Consider the following 14,607-nt stretch of genomic DNA (forward strand, 5'->3'; position numbering starts at 1 on the left):
CGGGGACGATATCCCAACATCGCCATGATGGCACGTCTTGTTTGTTGTGCGATAATTTAGGTTACTCAGTACCGACACGGCTTCCCAGCCGGGTCGCCGCCCGATGCGAACGACTGCGCTACCCAACATCGTCTTCACGCAGCGTTGCACGACAGAGGTTGCGATGAGGGATCACGACTCACTCGGGACCTGAAGCCGAATCCAACGCTGCGGCTTGTGCTCTCGTCATGACGCCAAGCAGACGTTATTGGGTGAGCACAATTCCTTCATTGCTTGTCCATGCGTGCTTCGTAGTTGCGAGCCATCGTGCCCGCCGCGACTTGGAGCGAAGAACCAACCACCCAACAGCCGGCAACAAAGGCTATCAGCCCATTGGCTGGGTTATGATCAAGGACAAGGATGCTGACGGACAGAGTTGCGGCAATCGCGGCGCCGAACGTTCCGGCCGCACTCATGATCTCAGCCGGCTCGGAACCAATCCACTCTTCCGAGGTGCTCGAAATCGACTTCCGCGCGACACTGCGAGACAAATCAATTCCGACGTAATAGCTAAGAGCTCCGTAGAGCATCGTTATCAGCACGATCCAGCCGCTTTCAAACAGTCCGCCTTTCTCACGCAACAGGGCCGCACCCACATAGAGGCCGCAAGAGGCCCCAACGGCTGCGAGCCCAATTCTTTCAAGAAGATGGGCCGACCTGATCAGACCGGAACGAGCGATCCGAAGATTGCCGGAGCCCCTCGTTAGGGAAAATGCGCTGGAAATTGCATCACTAATTTTCATTGGGGGTCTCCTTCTTAGGTAAGTAGCGGCCTACCGGCCGACCCCGAATAGAGGCAGCCTCGTGGACGCGTTTTGCGATTGCCTTGATTCCAACTTCTGAAAAATCTGTGCTGAGTGATGGGGCTGGCTTGCTCGTGAGCAAGACGAGAGCCAATCCAAAGCTGCGAGCACGCGGCTACGCAGGCATTGCATCTCACCCGTGCCTGTCAGTTAAATCCGGGTGCGGCAATTTCTTGCGGGAGTGATAGCTCGAAAAGAGAGTGGTGAAATATGAGACGGTTCACATAACGCGGTTCCCCGTTGCTCTATCCGATCACAATTTCCGGAGGACAAGTCTGCATCGTCGCGAGACCCGGGAGCGCGGGAGCTGAAAGAGCCATCAGTAAACAAGTTGTCCCGCGTCTCGCCGACATCAGATCTATCCACTCATAGCATGTTTTGCCCACGTGAATTCCCGAAGCGCGAGCAAGCAATCAGCAGGATCGGACAAGGCAGCGCGGCTTTGGGAAAGACGCCGGCGCTGCACCAGACCTAAAACCTGGCCATGCCGCTCGCGCCGGAGGCCAAGCCATGTCCGAACTTCCCACCCCCGCTGCAACACCCGCCGCGGTCGTCGATGCATTGAAGGCGGTCGCAGGCAATCCGCCGAAGGTGCGCGCGAGCTTCGCCAAGGGTCGATGTGTGCGCGGGACCTATGCCCCGTCCGATCGCGCGGCAGAGATCACGCGATCGCTGAGCTTCACCAAGCCGTCGCGGGTGCTCGCGCGCTTCTCCGTCGGCGGCGGCAATCCCGGGGTGACCGACACCAACAATCTCGTCCTGCGCGGCTTCAGCTTCAGGCTTGGCGACGACGCCCATCGCTCGGACATCCTGACGGAAACCGCTCCGGTGCATTTTGCACGGACGCTCGACCAGATGCTCGCCTTCCTCGAGGCGCGCATCCCGGGCGCGGACGGCAAGCCTGACATCGAGAAGGTCCGGGCCTTTTCCGCGGCCAATCCTGAAACACTGAACCAGGCGAATTACGTCGCGGCACGCCGGCTGCCCGGCAGCTTTGCCGGCACGACTTATTGGGGCGTGCACGCCTTTCCCGCGACGAACGCCAAGGGTGAAACCCGCTTCATCAAGTTCAAGGTCGCGCCTGTGGGCGGTGACGTCACCTTGAGCGAGGACGAAGCGAGGGCGAAGTCGGCTGATTTCCTGCATGACGATCTCGCGCGGAGGATCGCAGCCGGCGATGTCCGCTTCAACGTGATGGCCTTGCTCGACCGTCCCGGCGATCCCACCATGGACGTGACCCTGCGATGGCCGGACGAGGACAAGCGTGAGCAGGTGCGGCTAGGGACGATCGTCATCACCAGCCTCGAGGCCAACGAGGCCTGCGACGGCTCCATCTTCAATCCTGCCAATCTTGCCGACGGCATCGGCCATCCGCCGGACGAGATCTTTGCGGCGCGCCGCACGGCCTACACGATCTCGCTGGCGAAGCGCCGGTAAATTCAAGCCTTGTCCCGTCCGCCATCCGTTTCGCGGCGCCACGCGCCCGGACTGACACCGACGATGGACGAGAACACCCGCGTGAAATGGCTCTGATTGGCAAATCCGGCCGAGATGGCAATCTCGGACAACGGCAGGTCGCGGACTGTCATAAGTTGCTTGGCCGCCTTCACGCGCTGCTGAAGCAGCCATTGATGCGGCGGCAGGCCGGTGGAAATCCGGAATGCGCGTGAGAAGTGGCTGACTGACAGACCAAGCTCGGTCGCGATCAGCTGCAGCGCGATCTTGCCCGAGAGATCGGAATCGAGCCGGTCACACGCACGTTTCACCTGCCATGGCGCGAGACCGCCGCGGCTCGGTTCTGCGGCTGGCTTCAGCCCACCATAGGTCTGGGCGACATGGGCGGTGAGCGCAAGCATCATGTGATCGACGAAAAGCTGGTTGGTCTCGTCGGGCCGGCACAGTCCTTGCCGCAAGGAGGCACCGACATGTCGAACGACCTCGTCGTCATGACCGACACCTGGCTCGTAGCTGAGCTCGCCAACGCGCGGCCCGCCCGGTTGCCTGGCAATGCCGTTGAGCGCCGAGCGCGGCAAATAGAAGAAGAGCGAGTGAAACGGCTTGTCGATCACATAGCGCGGGTCGCGCTTGAGGTCGTACAGATAGGTCGCACCTGCGCGAACATCCGCCTTGGTGACACAGCGGCCCTCCTCCCAGCATTCGCAATCCGGATAGTCGCGGAGTTTCAGGCTGAGGAGATAGGCATCTTCCGCAGCCAGGGAACCGGAAATATCCGGCGTCGGATCGTCGTTGCGAACCTCGGTGACCGCGAGCTCGGCGCTGTGCAGCGAACGCGTGATCAGGACCGGTGCTTGCTCGGAGCGAAGGCCCTGCCCGAGCCTCTGCCCGTAGACGCCTGCTTGTGTCATTCTAGTAAATCCATCCGTAAAGGCACGCCTTCGCCGGCCTTCCCGAGATCCGCGCATTATCGGAGATCGACGGCCAACGGTCCAGCTGCAGCGCATAGCACGAAGCTGGCGCGGCCGGCCGTCGCACCGGGTCGCGACGCGATGATTTCATTGTGATTTCAGCGTGATGTCACAGGCCCGGCAGGGCGAAGGACACAACCGTTGACCTGCCCGGCAGATCGCTGCGCGACCTCATCGTGCATTTTGGAAAGGATTTGCGGCCTGCGCACGTCAGTTGGACCATTCCTCGCCCCAGACCTGGACGACGTGGCCCGGCGACACCTCGCGATATTGGCGCACGGGCGGCTGGTAATCGGGCGAGCGCACCGGGCTTCTGATCTCGTCGTTCGCTACCTGGCGCCTGGTGCCGCGGCGCGCTGGATCGGGCACCGGCACGGCCGCCATCAGCTTCTTCGTATAGGGATGCTGCGGATTGCCGAACAGGGCCGCGCGCGGGCCGGTCTCGACGATCTCGCCGAGATACATCACCGCGACGCGATGGCTCATGCGCTCGACCACAGCGATATCATGGGAAATGAAGAGATAGGCAAGTCCCATGCTGGCCTGAAGATCGAGCATCAGATTGACGACCTGCGCCTTAACCGAAACATCGAGTGCCGAAACCGCTTCGTCCGCGACGATCAGCTTCGGTCCGAGCGCGAGCGCGCGGGCAATGCAGATGCGCTGGCGCTGGCCACCGGAGAATTCGTGCGGAAAGCGTGGGGCCATGTCGGCGGTGAGACCAACGCGAACGAGCAGGTCGGCGACCTTCTCCCGCGCCTGCGACGCCGTGGCGAGCCCGTTGGCGAGCAATGGGGCCGCAATCGCCGTTCCCACCGACATGCGCGGGTTGAGACTCGCGAACGGATCCTGGAACACGATCTGCATCTGCTTGCGAAAGTCACGCAAGGTGCGGGCATTCATCGCCAGCACATCCTGCCCGTCGACCAGAACGGTGCCGCTGTCGGGCTCCGTCAGCTTGAGAATGGAGCGGCCCGTCGTCGACTTGCCGCAGCCGGATTCGCCGACCAGCGCCAGCGTCTCCCCGGCGCGCAAGGAGAAGGAGATGTTCTCGACCGCATGGACGCGGCCCGAGACCTTGCCGAACAGGCCCGAGCGGATTGGAAAGCGCGTCGTGAGGTTGGAGACCTCGAGCAGCGGTCGCTCGGCAATCGAGACCGTATCGGGCGTCTCCGCCGGCTCGTCCGAGGTTCCCGCTTGCTTGTCCACGATCGGAAAACGCATCGGCCGCGTCCGCCCATCCATCGAGCCGAGGCGCGGCACGGACGCGAGCAGTGACCTCGTATAGGGATGCGAAGGGGCTGCGAAGATGCGCGAGGTATGGTCGGTTTCCACCGCCTGGCCGCCATACATCACCACGGTGCGGTCCGCGATCTCGGCAACCACGCCCATGTCGTGGGTGATGAAGAGGATCGACATCTCCTCTTCCTGCTGAAGCTCCTTCAGAAGCTCCAGGATCTGGGCCTGGATCGTGACGTCGAGCGCCGTGGTCGGCTCATCCGCGATCAGCAGCCTCGGCTTGCAGGCCAGCGCCATCGCGATCATCACGCGCTGGCGCATGCCGCCGGAGAAGCGATGCGGATGCTCGTGGAAGCGCGATTTCGCCGCGGGGATGCGAACACGATCGAGCAGGCGGATGGTCTCGACCTCCGCCGCCGCACGCGACAGACCGCGGTGCTGGATCAGCGCTTCCGCAATCTGGAAGCCGATGGTCAGCACCGGATTGAGGCTCGTCATCGGCTCCTGGAAGATCATGGCGACTTCGTTGCCGCGAACGTCCTTCATGCTCGCTTCGGCCAGCGTCAGCAGGTCGCGGCCGGCAAGCCGGACGCTGCCTTCGACGCGGCCGTTCTCCTTCGGAATGAGCCGCATGATCGAGAGCGCGGTGACGCTCTTGCCCGAACCGGACTCGCCGACGATCGCCACGGTTTCCCGCGAGGCAATATCGAACGACACGTCGCGGACGACGGGACTCCATTGCCGTTCGCGCATGAAGGACGTCGTCAGGCCGGAGACCGACAGCACCGGCGACGTCGCGTTGGCAGCGACGTGGTCAGGTATCCTTGCGCCGCTGCTCATGCCAGTGTCCTAATAGCCACGACTACGATCGACACGCCCCGGCAATTCTTCACCGCGGCGGTGGCGCGCGATCACATCCAGCACGAAATCGACCGCCGTATCCGGCGTGGTCATGCTGGCATTGTGCGGCGTGACCAGGATGCGCGGATGGCTCCAGAAAGGGTGACCCGCAGGCAGCGGCTCCGGCTCGGCGACATCGAGGACGGCACCCGACAACGCGCCGCTGTCGAGCGCCGCGAGAAAGTCGGCTTCGACCAGATGCGGGCCACGCCCGACGTTGACGAGCGACGCGCCGCGCGGCAGGCGCGCGAACAGATCCGCGTTCAGGATACCGCGGGTCTCATCGGTCAAAGGCAACAGGCAGACGAGAATGTCGGTCTGCACAAGGAAATCCGGCAACGTCTCCATGCCTGCGTAACAGGCGACGCCCTCGATCTCGCGCGGCGAGCGATTCCAGCCGAGAAGTGGAAAATCGAAAGCTCTGAGCCGTTCGAGCACGGCCTGGCCGAGTTGGCCAAGGCCCATCACGCCGACGCGCCGACGTTTGGCCGGCGTGATCCGGATCTCGCGCCAGACCTGTTCCTTCCGCTGGGCAATGAAGGGCAGGAGGTCGCGATGCAGCGCGAGCACCGCCATGGTGACGTATTCGACCATCGTCTCGGCAATGCCCGGCTCCAGCATGCGCACCAGCGGAATGTGCGGCGGAACTTTTGACGCGTCGAACTGGTCGACGCCCGCACCGACCGAGAAGACGAGCTCGAGATTTGGGAAAGTCGTCGCGATGTCGTCCGGCGGCACCCACGCCACGAGATAGCGGACGTCGGCGGGATCGCCGATGTCGGGCCAGAGCCGGAACGGCATATCGGGCGCGCGCTCGGCGAAGAAGCGCGCCCACTCCTCGCCGCGAACCATGTTGGCCTTGTAGAGAACCGTCATGCCGCAAGGCCCTCAGAACGGGCTGACCGGCGCGAGCCGGCGGCCGTCAATCAGGCGCTTGTGGCTATAGGCCGCGGGATCGACCAGCGGCGTCGCGCCCGTCACGATGTCGGCGGCGAGCTTGCCGGCCGCAGGACCGATGCCGAAGCCGTGGCCGGAGAAGCCGGTGGCGAGGAAGAAGCCGGGCATGGCGTCGACCGGCGAGATGACCGGGATGGTATCCGGCGTGCAGTCGATCGTGCCGCCCCAGGCTTCCGCGATCTCGATGTCCTTCAATTCAGGATTCGACTTGATCAGCGAAGCCAGCGCGGCATTGACCAGCGACATGTCAGGCGCGGGATCGCGCACGCGCTCGGTCTCGAACGGCGACGGCTTGTCCAAGCTCCAACTGGTGCCCCGCGTGAGCTGGTCGAAGAAGGATTTGCCGAATGACAGTTTCAACCCGTTCTTGCGATGCAGATAGGTCGGCCAGAAGGTTCGCGCGTAGCGGAACAGATCGGGCGACAGTTCGACCGTGCCGCGGTTGCGCAGCGCCAGCGTAAAGCCGCCGTCGAGGCGGCGGCGGATGCAATAGAAATCGGTGCCGAGCGCACCGGAGGTAATCTCCGGCCCGGGCGTGGTCCGGCACGCGGTCGCATTGACAAGGCCGATCGGCAGCTCGATGCCGTGGCGGCGGCAGAATAGCGACGACCAGGCGCCGCCGGACAGCAGCACCGATTGCGTGCGAATGGTGCCCTTCTCGGTGACGACGGCGCTCACCCGTCCGCCTTGCGTCTCCAACCCACGCGCGGCGCAGCCCTGATGAATGGTGACGCCGTGTTTTCGCGCGGCGGTCGCAAGCGCAGGCACCGCCATCGAGGGCTCGGCGCGCCCGTCGCTTGGCGTGTGCAGGCCGCCGACCCATTTTTCGGCGTTGCCGGGCAGACGCTCGGCGACCTCCGCCGGCGTCAGGACGGTCGAGTGGACCTGCATCTCGCGCGCCGTTGCGGCCCATCGCTCCCAGCTGGCGAGCTCGTCCTTGCTCTTGGTCAGGAACAGCACGCCGGTGCGGCGGAAACCGGCATCGACACCGGCATCGTTCTGCATGTCTTCCCACAGCCGCAGCGCCTCGCGGGCCAGCGGGATCTCCTCACGCGCACGGCCCTGCTGGCGGCACCAGCCCCAATTGCGGCTCGACTGCTCGCTGCCGACATGGCCCTTCTCGACCAGGGCGACGGAGAGACCCTTCTTCGCGAGATGATAGGCCGCGGAGACGCCGATGACGCCGCCGCCAATGACGACGACGTCCACCTGCGCCGGCAGGCGTTCATCGCTGTTTATACGGGTGAGCGGCGGGGACATGGGGCACTCCAGATATTCAGTTCGATCGGAGCAAGCTTGCTCATCGCTAGTTTGCAGATCATGGGATGTTCATTCGCGGATCGAGCGCGTCGCGCAGGCCGTCGCCGAGAAAGTTGAAGCTCGTCACCGCCAGCGTGATGGCGAGGCCCGGCGCAATCGCAAGCCAGGGCGCGCTGGTAAGATAGATCTGCGCGTTGTTGAGCATGTTGCCGAGGCTCGCGGCCGGCGGCTGGATGCCATAACCGAGATAGCTGAGATAGGATTCCAGCAGGATCGACTTGGCGACGTTCAGCGTCGCCGCCACCACGATGGGCGCGATCGCATTGGGCACCAGTTCGCGGAACATGATCCGCAGGTTCGACGAGCCGAACGCGAGTGCAGCTACCGCAAACTCGCGTTCCCGCAGCGAGCGCACCTGGGCCTCGACGACGCGGGCCACCCACATCCAGGCAGTTGCCGCGATCAGCACGGTGGTGGTGACGAAGCCGGGCTCGATGAGCGCCGCGAGCGCAAGCAGCAGGAAGATGGTCGGAAAGCAGAGCATGGCATCGACCAGCCGCATCAGCACCGCGCCGACCACGCCGCCAAAGAAGCCGGCGAAGGCGCCGACGACGATGCCCACCGCCATCGCCATCACCATCGCGACGAAGCCGATCGACAGCGAGACGCGCGCACCCATCATCAGCCGCGCCAGCACGTCGCGGCCGAGCTCGTCGGTGCCGAGGATGTGCGCGCCGGAGAACGGCGGCGCGAACCGCTTCATGATATCGATATAGGTGTCGTCGAACGGCAGCAGATAGGGACCAAAGGCCGAGCCGAGGACGAGCACCAGAATGATCACGGCGCCCGCGAGCGCGAGCCGGTGCCGGCGGAAGCGCCGCCAGGCGGCATGGCCCGGCGCGAGCTGAACGGTCGAGAGGGCTGCGCTCGTCATCGCCTAGCCCACCCGTATCCTGGGATCGACGACGGCATAGAGGATGTCGGCGAGCAGCGAGCCGATCAGCACCATGATCGCCGAGAACATCAAAATGCCCATCACCACGGGGTAGTCGCGATAGCCGATGGAATCGAGAAACAGGCGCCCCATGCCGGGCCAGGTGAACACAGTTTCGGCCACCAGCGCGCCGCCGAGCAGCGTCGGAAACTGAAGGCCGGCAACGGTGATCATCGGCAGCAGGGCGTTGCGCAGCGCATGCACGGTGAGAATGCGCCATTCCGGCATGCCCTTGGCGCGCGCGGTGCGAATGTAGTCCTGGTTGATGACCTCGAGCATCGAGGAACGCATGAAGCGGCCCCACATCGCGGTCTCGACCAGCGCCAGCACCAGGGCCGGCGCGATCAGATGATGCAGAAGGTCGAGGAAGGAGCCGTCGCCGACGGTCTCGCGGTTGCCGGCCGGCAGCCAGCCGAGCTTCACGGAGAAGATGTAAATCGTGACGAGTCCGAACCAGAAGGTCGGGATCGACAGCGCGATCATGGCGCCGACGGTCGCGAGCGAATCGAACAGCGAATAGCGGCGCAGCGCGCCGAGCACACCGATCCAGCAGCCGAGCAGGACCGCGATGATGGTCGCCGTCACCATCAGCTCCAGCGTGGCGCCGAGATGCGACGAGATCACCGACAGCACCGCCTCGCCGTCGCGATACGAGTGGCCCCAATCCCCCCTCAGCATCCGGCCGAACCAGTCGAGATACTGGATCGGCAGCGAACGATCGAGGCCAAGCTGCCTGGTGACGCGATCGAGATCCTCCTGCGTCATCTGCGCGGAGGCCGCGAATTGCGAGAGCGGACCGCCGGGCGCCAGATGCAGAATGGCGAAGCCGATCGCGGACACGATCACCAGCAACATGATCGCCTGCGCCAGGCGATTGGCGACGTAACGGGCCATCTCAGGCGATCTCGCGCACCTGAACCATCAGGCCCAATACCATTCGCGGATGTTCCAGCAGTTGATCGACATGTTGACGTTGGGACGGAAACCCTGGAGGCCTTCCTTCACGCCTTCGGCGATGAAGCCCTGGAATAGCGGCAGGATCGCGAGGTCGTCCCGGATCAGCTTTTGCAGATTGCCATAGGTCGTCTTGCGCTGCGCCAGATCGAATTGCTTGGCGCCTTCGGCGAGCAAGCGATCGGCCTCCGGGTTGCGATACTGATAGGTGTTGTAGCCGCGGCCACCCTTGGCAGGAATGGCGCCGGAGCCGAAGCGGGGCGTCACGTCGGGGTCGCTGCCGAGCATGAAATTCACCCCCACGATCACCGAATTGAATTTCGATTGCTGCCAGAAGTCGCCCCAGATCACCGCGGCCGGCATGTTGTTCACGCGCATCGCGGCACCGATCGCGCGCCAGTCCTGGATCAGCAATTGCTGGGTCTGCTCGCGCACCGCATTGCCCGACGTCGTTGAATTGGTGAATTCGAGCTTGACGCCGCCCTTCTCGCGCACCCCGCCAGAGCCACGCACCCAGCCGGCCGCATCGAGCAGCGTGTTGGCCTTGGCCGGATCGTATTTGTGCTGCGGCAGCCCCTGCTGGAATGACCAGGCCTGCTGCGGCACGAAGCTTTCAGTCTGCGTCGGCAAGCCGTAGTTCAGCGCGTCGATGATCGCTTGCTTATTAATCGCGAGATAAAGCGCCTCGCGCACGGTGCGGTCCGCCAACGCGCCGAACTCCAGATTGGGAGCGATGTGCTCCACCGACGACGTCGAGGAGACGAAGATCTTGCGCCCCTTCAGCGTCTTCGCCTCCTGCACGAAGTTCGGCAAAATGCCTTGCAGGCCGGTGTAGTCGACCTGCCCGGTGCGGAACTGGGTGTAGAGCACGGTCAGGTCGGGAATATACTTGAACACCACGCGTTCGACGTACGGGCCCTTGCCGTGATAGCCGGTATGGGCATTCAGCTGAATGTGGTCGCCGGGCACGCGCTCGCCCCAGCGGAACGGTCCGGTGCCGACGGGCGCATTGTGGAACGGCGAGGCGTTCGGATCTGTCACCTTCTCCAGGATGTGCTTGGGCACGATGAAGGTCAGCGATCCCAGGATCGACATGTAGGGCGAATAGGGAGCTTCCATGCGCCAGTGAACCTCGTCGGGCGCGACGACCTTGATGTCCTTCACGAGACTATGGCCGACGCGGCTGCGCGCGCGGAAATCGGGATTGTTGATCAGCTCGAGCGAGAACTTCACGTCCTCGGCCGTGAACGCCGTGCCGTCGTGCCATTTCACGTCGCTGCGGAGCTTGATCTTCCAGGTCAGGCCGTCGGCCGACAGGCCGCCATTCTCGATGGTCGGGACTTCGCGGGCGAGGTCGGGAACGAACTTGCCGTCGGGATCGATGAACCAGAGCGGCGAGAACACCTGCCACCAGATGCCCTGATCGACTTCGATGCCCGGCATCAGGGGATGAAAGACCGTCGGCTCCTGCGACAGCGCCGCGATCACCTGCCCGCGCGGCTTGTCCGGCGGATTGGTCGGGCGTTCGGTCTGCGCAAATGCGTGGCCCGAAAGCGTCCATCCCGCCGCGGCGCCCGCGCCGAGCTGAAAGATCTGACGGCGGTTCGGATTGCCGAGATGCAGTGCCCCAACGCCGAACTTCCCGGTGTCGTCCGCCATGACCACTCTCCGTTTTCGCACGCGGCACCGTCTCCCGCGCTCCCGAGATCCCCGGCAAAAGGACAGGAGTGGGCTTTAGTGCTTCTAAATTTTTCTATCAAAAGTTCATCACGACTAAATACAGCTGTCAATCGGATTGCTAGGATGCGCGACCTTTTCACTCCGACTGAAGCTCCAGACCGCCATTGTCCGGGGCTGAGATGATGTATGGGAGAGCGACATGGATGGTCGCGGCGAGATCAACGATCCGAAGGACGCACCGGCGATAGAGGCCGACGATGCGGTCGACCAGCGCCTCGGCGAGACCGTGCGGCTGCTGCGCCAGCGTGCGGGCCTGTCGATCCAGGACGTCGCCAACAAGACCGGCCTCTCCAACGGCATGATCAGCCAGCTCGAACGCGCGCGTGCCATGCCGTCGATCCGCACGTTGCGCCTGCTCAGCATCGCGCTCGACGTTCCGATCTCCTATTTCTTCGAGACCACCGATCCCGCCGACGTGCAGCGCTACATCGTGCGCAAGAACAGCCGGCGCCTGCTGCGGCTCACCGCCAGCGGCGTGGTCAAGGAAGCGCTAACCCCGGCAGACAAAGGCCAGCTCGAACTCTACGAGCTCACGCTCAATCCCGGCGCCTCGTCCGGCACCGACTTCCTGCAGCACACCGGCGAGAAGGCGGGCTATATCCTCTCGGGCAGCCTGCGGCTGTGGCTCGACAACCAGGCCCATCTGCTCGAGGCCGGTGACAGCTTTCGCTTTCCGAGCATCGTGCCGCACATGTTCGACAACCCGACCCAGCAGACGGCACGCGTGATCTGGGTGACGACGCTGCGCCAGACCGATTCGCCGGCAGGTTGAAGCGCCGCCAACCCGGCACCACCGCAAATTGCCCCTCGACGCCGCCGCGCGGAATCTGTAGCTCACATCTGTAGCTCACGTGGAGCCGGTCATTGACAGGGCGGACACGAGGGTCTGCGACTGACGCGTTGGTGTGAGACCATGAAACTCAGGGGGCTTCTGACACTCGCGATGGCCGCGCAGGTCATCGTGACCGCGGCGGCTCTCCTCGTCTCCTATGCCGCGATCGGCACCGGGTTCGGCATTGCCCAGATCGTCGCGCTGCTCGCAAGCGGCGCCATTGCGGCCCTGCTGGCTCGTCTGTGCACGCGCGCGATCGAAACGGCGCAGGACAAACGCGCCGCCGCGCAACTGACCGAGCAGGCGCGGGCCAGCGCACAGCTGACGCAAGCCGTCATCAAGACCGCGCTCGATGCCTTCGTCCAGACCGACCAGAACGGCATCGTGCTGGAATGGAGCATTCAGGCCGAGGCCCTGACCGGATGGACGCGCAAGGAGGCGCTCGGCACCGACGTCGTCAACCTCCTCATCGCCGAGCCGCTGCGCGACGGCTTCAGGCAACGCATGATGCGGCTGCTGCCGGAATTGTCGGATACGCCGATCGGCATCCGGTTCGAAGCGACCCTGCTGCACCGAAACGGCGATGACATCCTGATCGAGGCGTCCAGCACGGCGCTCCACCTCGGGGGACGCACCCTCATCAACAATTTCGTCAAGGACGTCACGCGGAAGCGCGCCGCCGAGGAGCAGCTGGTCCAGGCCCAGAAGATGGAGGCTGTCGGCCAGCTCACCGGCGGCATCGCGCACGAATTCAACAACATGCTCACCGTGATCACGGGCACGATCGAGATCCTCGCCGACGCAGTGAAGGACAATCCGCCGCTCGCCACCATCACCAAGCTGATCAGCGACGCCGCCGACCGCGGCGCCGCGCTGACGTCGAGCCTGTTGTCCTTTGCCCGCAAGCAGGCGCTCAAGCCGGCCGAGAGCGACATCAACGAACTGCTCGAAGAGCTCGCAAAGCTGCTGCTGGCAACCTTCGACAAAAAGATCGAGATCGTGACCCGGCTCGACGGCAACGTCTGGCTCGCCCTGGTCGATCGCGGCCAATTGAGCTCGGCGCTTCTCAACCTCGCAATCAACGCCCGCGACGCGATGCTGGATGGCGGCAGACTGACGTTGACGACGCGCAACGTCGTGTTCGGCGTCCGCGAGGCGGTGGCGGTCGGGGCCGGCTATGCCGGCGACTATGTCGAGATCGAGATCGCCGACACCGGCACCGGCATTCCGCCGGCCATTCTGGAGCGAATCTTCGATCCCTTCTTCTCGACCAAGGACGTCGGCAAGGGCACGGGGCTCGGGCTCAGCATGGTGTTCGGATTCATCAAGCAGTCCGGCGGCGGCATCAAGGTCGCTTCCGAGGAAGGACGCGGCACGACTTTCACGATCTACCTGCCGAAGGCGGAGGCGAGCACGCTTCGCCCCACCGGCTATGACGAGCGCAAGGTCGTGGGTGGGACGGAAACCATTCTTTGTGTCGAGGACGACCGCGACGTCCGCCAGTACGTCACGGTCCAGCTCGAAAGCCTCGGCTACAAGGTCATCCCGGCCGCCAATGCGGCCGAGGCGCTCGCCATCGCCGCCGAAGGAACGCCCTTCGACCTGCTTTTCACCGACATCGTGATGGCCGGCAGCTTGAATGGACGAGAGCTCGCCGACGAGATGGTGGCTGCGCGCCCCTCGCTGCGGGTGCTATTCACGTCGGGCTACGCCTACGACGCCCCGCATGCGCAGGGGCGCGCCACCAAGGGCGCGCCGCTTCTGACAAAGCCCTACCGCAAGGCCGAGCTCGCGCGCATGCTGCGCCGCTCTCTCGACACCGCCGTCGACGACGCGGGCGATCCGATCCCGACGCCCTATTCCGTGCAGGCCGATCTCGAAGGCTTTCTGCGCAGGCAGGCCGCTGAACGCGACAGGTGGTAGGGCGCGTCTTGCGCATGGACAGCGCATGGCTGCTGCGCAACACTCCGTCTCGGTTACAATCCCATTGGAGGCGAGCCATGACTGCACTCGAAAAGGGCATCACCGCGAACGGTACGGGCTATGGCGGCAAGACCTGGAACATCCTCGGCCAGGTCTACTTCCCGAAGGCCGTCACCGAGTCCACTTTCGCGTTCGAGACCAACAGCGATCCTGGCCAGTTCGTGCCGGTGCACATCCATCCGACCCAGGACGAATTCATCCTGGTGCAGGAAGGCACGCTCGACCTCAAGCTCGACGGCAAATGGGTCAAGGCCCATGCCGGCGATCTCGTGCGTCTGCCGCGCGGCATCCCGCACGGCTATTTCAACAAATCCGACAAACCGGCCCGCGCGTTGTTCTGGGTCTCGCCGATGCAGAAGCTGGAGGCGCTGTTCAATCAGCTCCATGACCTGACTGACCCGGCCGAGGTCGTGCGCATCTCGGCGCTGCACGAGGTCGACTTCCTGCCGCCCGAAGCCAACGACTAGGCTACGATCCCCC

12 protein-coding genes are annotated in these 14,607 nt (G+C 64.2%); 4 read left to right on the plus strand and 8 right to left on the minus strand.

What is annotated here, in order from left to right; all coding sequences use genetic code 11:
* Window positions 1–266: 266 nt before the first annotated feature.
* Complete coding sequence (locus ABIB91_RS25045; RefSeq protein ID WP_354168179.1) at window positions 267–782, minus strand: hypothetical protein; 516 nt, start codon at window positions 780–782, stop codon at window positions 267–269.
* Window positions 783–1,352: 570 nt separating this feature from the next.
* On the opposite strand from ABIB91_RS25045, the gene ABIB91_RS25050 reads away from it, so the two are divergent.
* Window positions 1,353–2,279: a catalase family peroxidase gene (locus tag ABIB91_RS25050; protein ID WP_354168181.1), complete on the plus strand. Its 927-nt coding sequence runs from the start codon at window positions 1,353–1,355 to the stop codon at window positions 2,277–2,279.
* A 2-nt stretch (window positions 2,280–2,281) separates the two neighbouring features.
* Here the strand turns inward: ABIB91_RS25050 and ABIB91_RS25055 are convergent, their stop codons facing one another.
* The 7 genes from ABIB91_RS25055 to ABIB91_RS25085 form a co-directional block, all read right to left on the minus strand.
* Window positions 2,282–3,208: an AraC family transcriptional regulator gene (locus ABIB91_RS25055; protein WP_354168183.1), complete on the minus strand. Its 927-nt coding sequence runs from the start codon at window positions 3,206–3,208 to the stop codon at window positions 2,282–2,284.
* 270 nt (window positions 3,209–3,478) lie between these two features.
* Window positions 3,479–5,347: an ABC transporter ATP-binding protein gene (locus ABIB91_RS25060; protein ID WP_007595601.1), complete on the minus strand. Its 1,869-nt coding sequence runs from the start codon at window positions 5,345–5,347 to the stop codon at window positions 3,479–3,481.
* A gap of 9 nt (window positions 5,348–5,356) precedes the next feature.
* Window positions 5,357–6,283, minus strand: coding sequence for a 2-hydroxyacid dehydrogenase (locus tag ABIB91_RS25065; RefSeq protein WP_354168186.1), 927 nt, complete (start codon window positions 6,281–6,283; stop codon window positions 5,357–5,359).
* Window positions 6,284–6,295: 12 nt separating this feature from the next.
* Entirely contained in the window at window positions 6,296–7,624 is a 1,329-nt protein-coding gene (locus tag ABIB91_RS25070) for an NAD(P)/FAD-dependent oxidoreductase (RefSeq protein WP_354168188.1), read from the minus strand.
* A 58-nt stretch (window positions 7,625–7,682) separates the two neighbouring features.
* A complete protein-coding gene (locus tag ABIB91_RS25075; protein ID WP_354168190.1) occupies window positions 7,683–8,558 on the minus strand; it encodes an ABC transporter permease in 876 nt (291 codons plus the stop codon).
* A gap of 3 nt (window positions 8,559–8,561) precedes the next feature.
* The gene (locus tag ABIB91_RS25080) at window positions 8,562–9,512 is read right to left on the minus strand and encodes an ABC transporter permease (protein WP_354168191.1); all 951 of its coding nucleotides are present in this window, start codon (window positions 9,510–9,512) and stop codon (window positions 8,562–8,564) included.
* Between the two features lie 27 nt (window positions 9,513–9,539).
* Window positions 9,540–11,231: a peptide ABC transporter substrate-binding protein gene (locus ABIB91_RS25085; RefSeq protein WP_354168193.1), complete on the minus strand. Its 1,692-nt coding sequence runs from the start codon at window positions 11,229–11,231 to the stop codon at window positions 9,540–9,542.
* Window positions 11,232–11,451: 220 nt separating this feature from the next.
* Between ABIB91_RS25085 and ABIB91_RS25090 the strand changes: the two genes are divergently transcribed.
* The 3 genes from ABIB91_RS25090 (at window position 11,452) to ABIB91_RS25100 (ending at window position 14,594) form a co-directional block, all read left to right on the plus strand.
* Window positions 11,452–12,084, plus strand: coding sequence for a cupin domain-containing protein (locus ABIB91_RS25090; RefSeq protein ID WP_007595614.1), 633 nt, complete (start codon window positions 11,452–11,454; stop codon window positions 12,082–12,084).
* A 141-nt stretch (window positions 12,085–12,225) separates the two neighbouring features.
* On the plus strand, window positions 12,226–14,067 hold the full coding sequence (locus ABIB91_RS25095; protein WP_354168196.1) for an ATP-binding protein: 1,842 nt from the start codon (window positions 12,226–12,228) through the stop codon (window positions 14,065–14,067).
* A 77-nt stretch (window positions 14,068–14,144) separates the two neighbouring features.
* Window positions 14,145–14,594, plus strand: a complete 450-nt coding sequence (locus ABIB91_RS25100) for a cupin domain-containing protein (protein WP_007595617.1) — start codon at window positions 14,145–14,147, stop codon at window positions 14,592–14,594.
* The last annotated feature ends 13 nt before the right edge of the window (window positions 14,595–14,607 follow it).

The organism is Bradyrhizobium sp. JR4.3, from assembly GCF_040547695.1.
In the GTDB taxonomy this organism is placed as follows: domain Bacteria; phylum Pseudomonadota; class Alphaproteobacteria; order Rhizobiales; family Xanthobacteraceae; genus Bradyrhizobium; species Bradyrhizobium canariense.

Coding starts and splice junctions, on each gene's coding strand:
- ABIB91_RS25045 (WP_354168179.1), bottom strand. CDS start 782: ATGAAAATTAGTGATGCAATTTCCAGCGCATTTTCCCTAACGAGGGGC.
- ABIB91_RS25050 (WP_354168181.1), top strand. CDS start 1,353: ATGTCCGAACTTCCCACCCCCGCTGCAACACCCGCCGCGGTCGTCGAT.
- ABIB91_RS25055 (WP_354168183.1), bottom strand. CDS start 3,208: ATGACACAAGCAGGCGTCTACGGGCAGAGGCTCGGGCAGGGCCTTCGC.
- ABIB91_RS25060 (WP_007595601.1), bottom strand. CDS start 5,347: ATGAGCAGCGGCGCAAGGATACCTGACCACGTCGCTGCCAACGCGACG.
- ABIB91_RS25065 (WP_354168186.1), bottom strand. CDS start 6,283: ATGACGGTTCTCTACAAGGCCAACATGGTTCGCGGCGAGGAGTGGGCG.
- ABIB91_RS25070 (WP_354168188.1), bottom strand. CDS start 7,624: ATGTCCCCGCCGCTCACCCGTATAAACAGCGATGAACGCCTGCCGGCG.
- ABIB91_RS25075 (WP_354168190.1), bottom strand. CDS start 8,558: ATGACGAGCGCAGCCCTCTCGACCGTTCAGCTCGCGCCGGGCCATGCC.
- ABIB91_RS25080 (WP_354168191.1), bottom strand. CDS start 9,512: ATGGCCCGTTACGTCGCCAATCGCCTGGCGCAGGCGATCATGTTGCTG.
- ABIB91_RS25085 (WP_354168193.1), bottom strand. CDS start 11,231: ATGGCGGACGACACCGGGAAGTTCGGCGTTGGGGCACTGCATCTCGGC.
- ABIB91_RS25090 (WP_007595614.1), top strand. CDS start 11,452: ATGGATGGTCGCGGCGAGATCAACGATCCGAAGGACGCACCGGCGATA.
- ABIB91_RS25095 (WP_354168196.1), top strand. CDS start 12,226: ATGAAACTCAGGGGGCTTCTGACACTCGCGATGGCCGCGCAGGTCATC.
- ABIB91_RS25100 (WP_007595617.1), top strand. CDS start 14,145: ATGACTGCACTCGAAAAGGGCATCACCGCGAACGGTACGGGCTATGGC.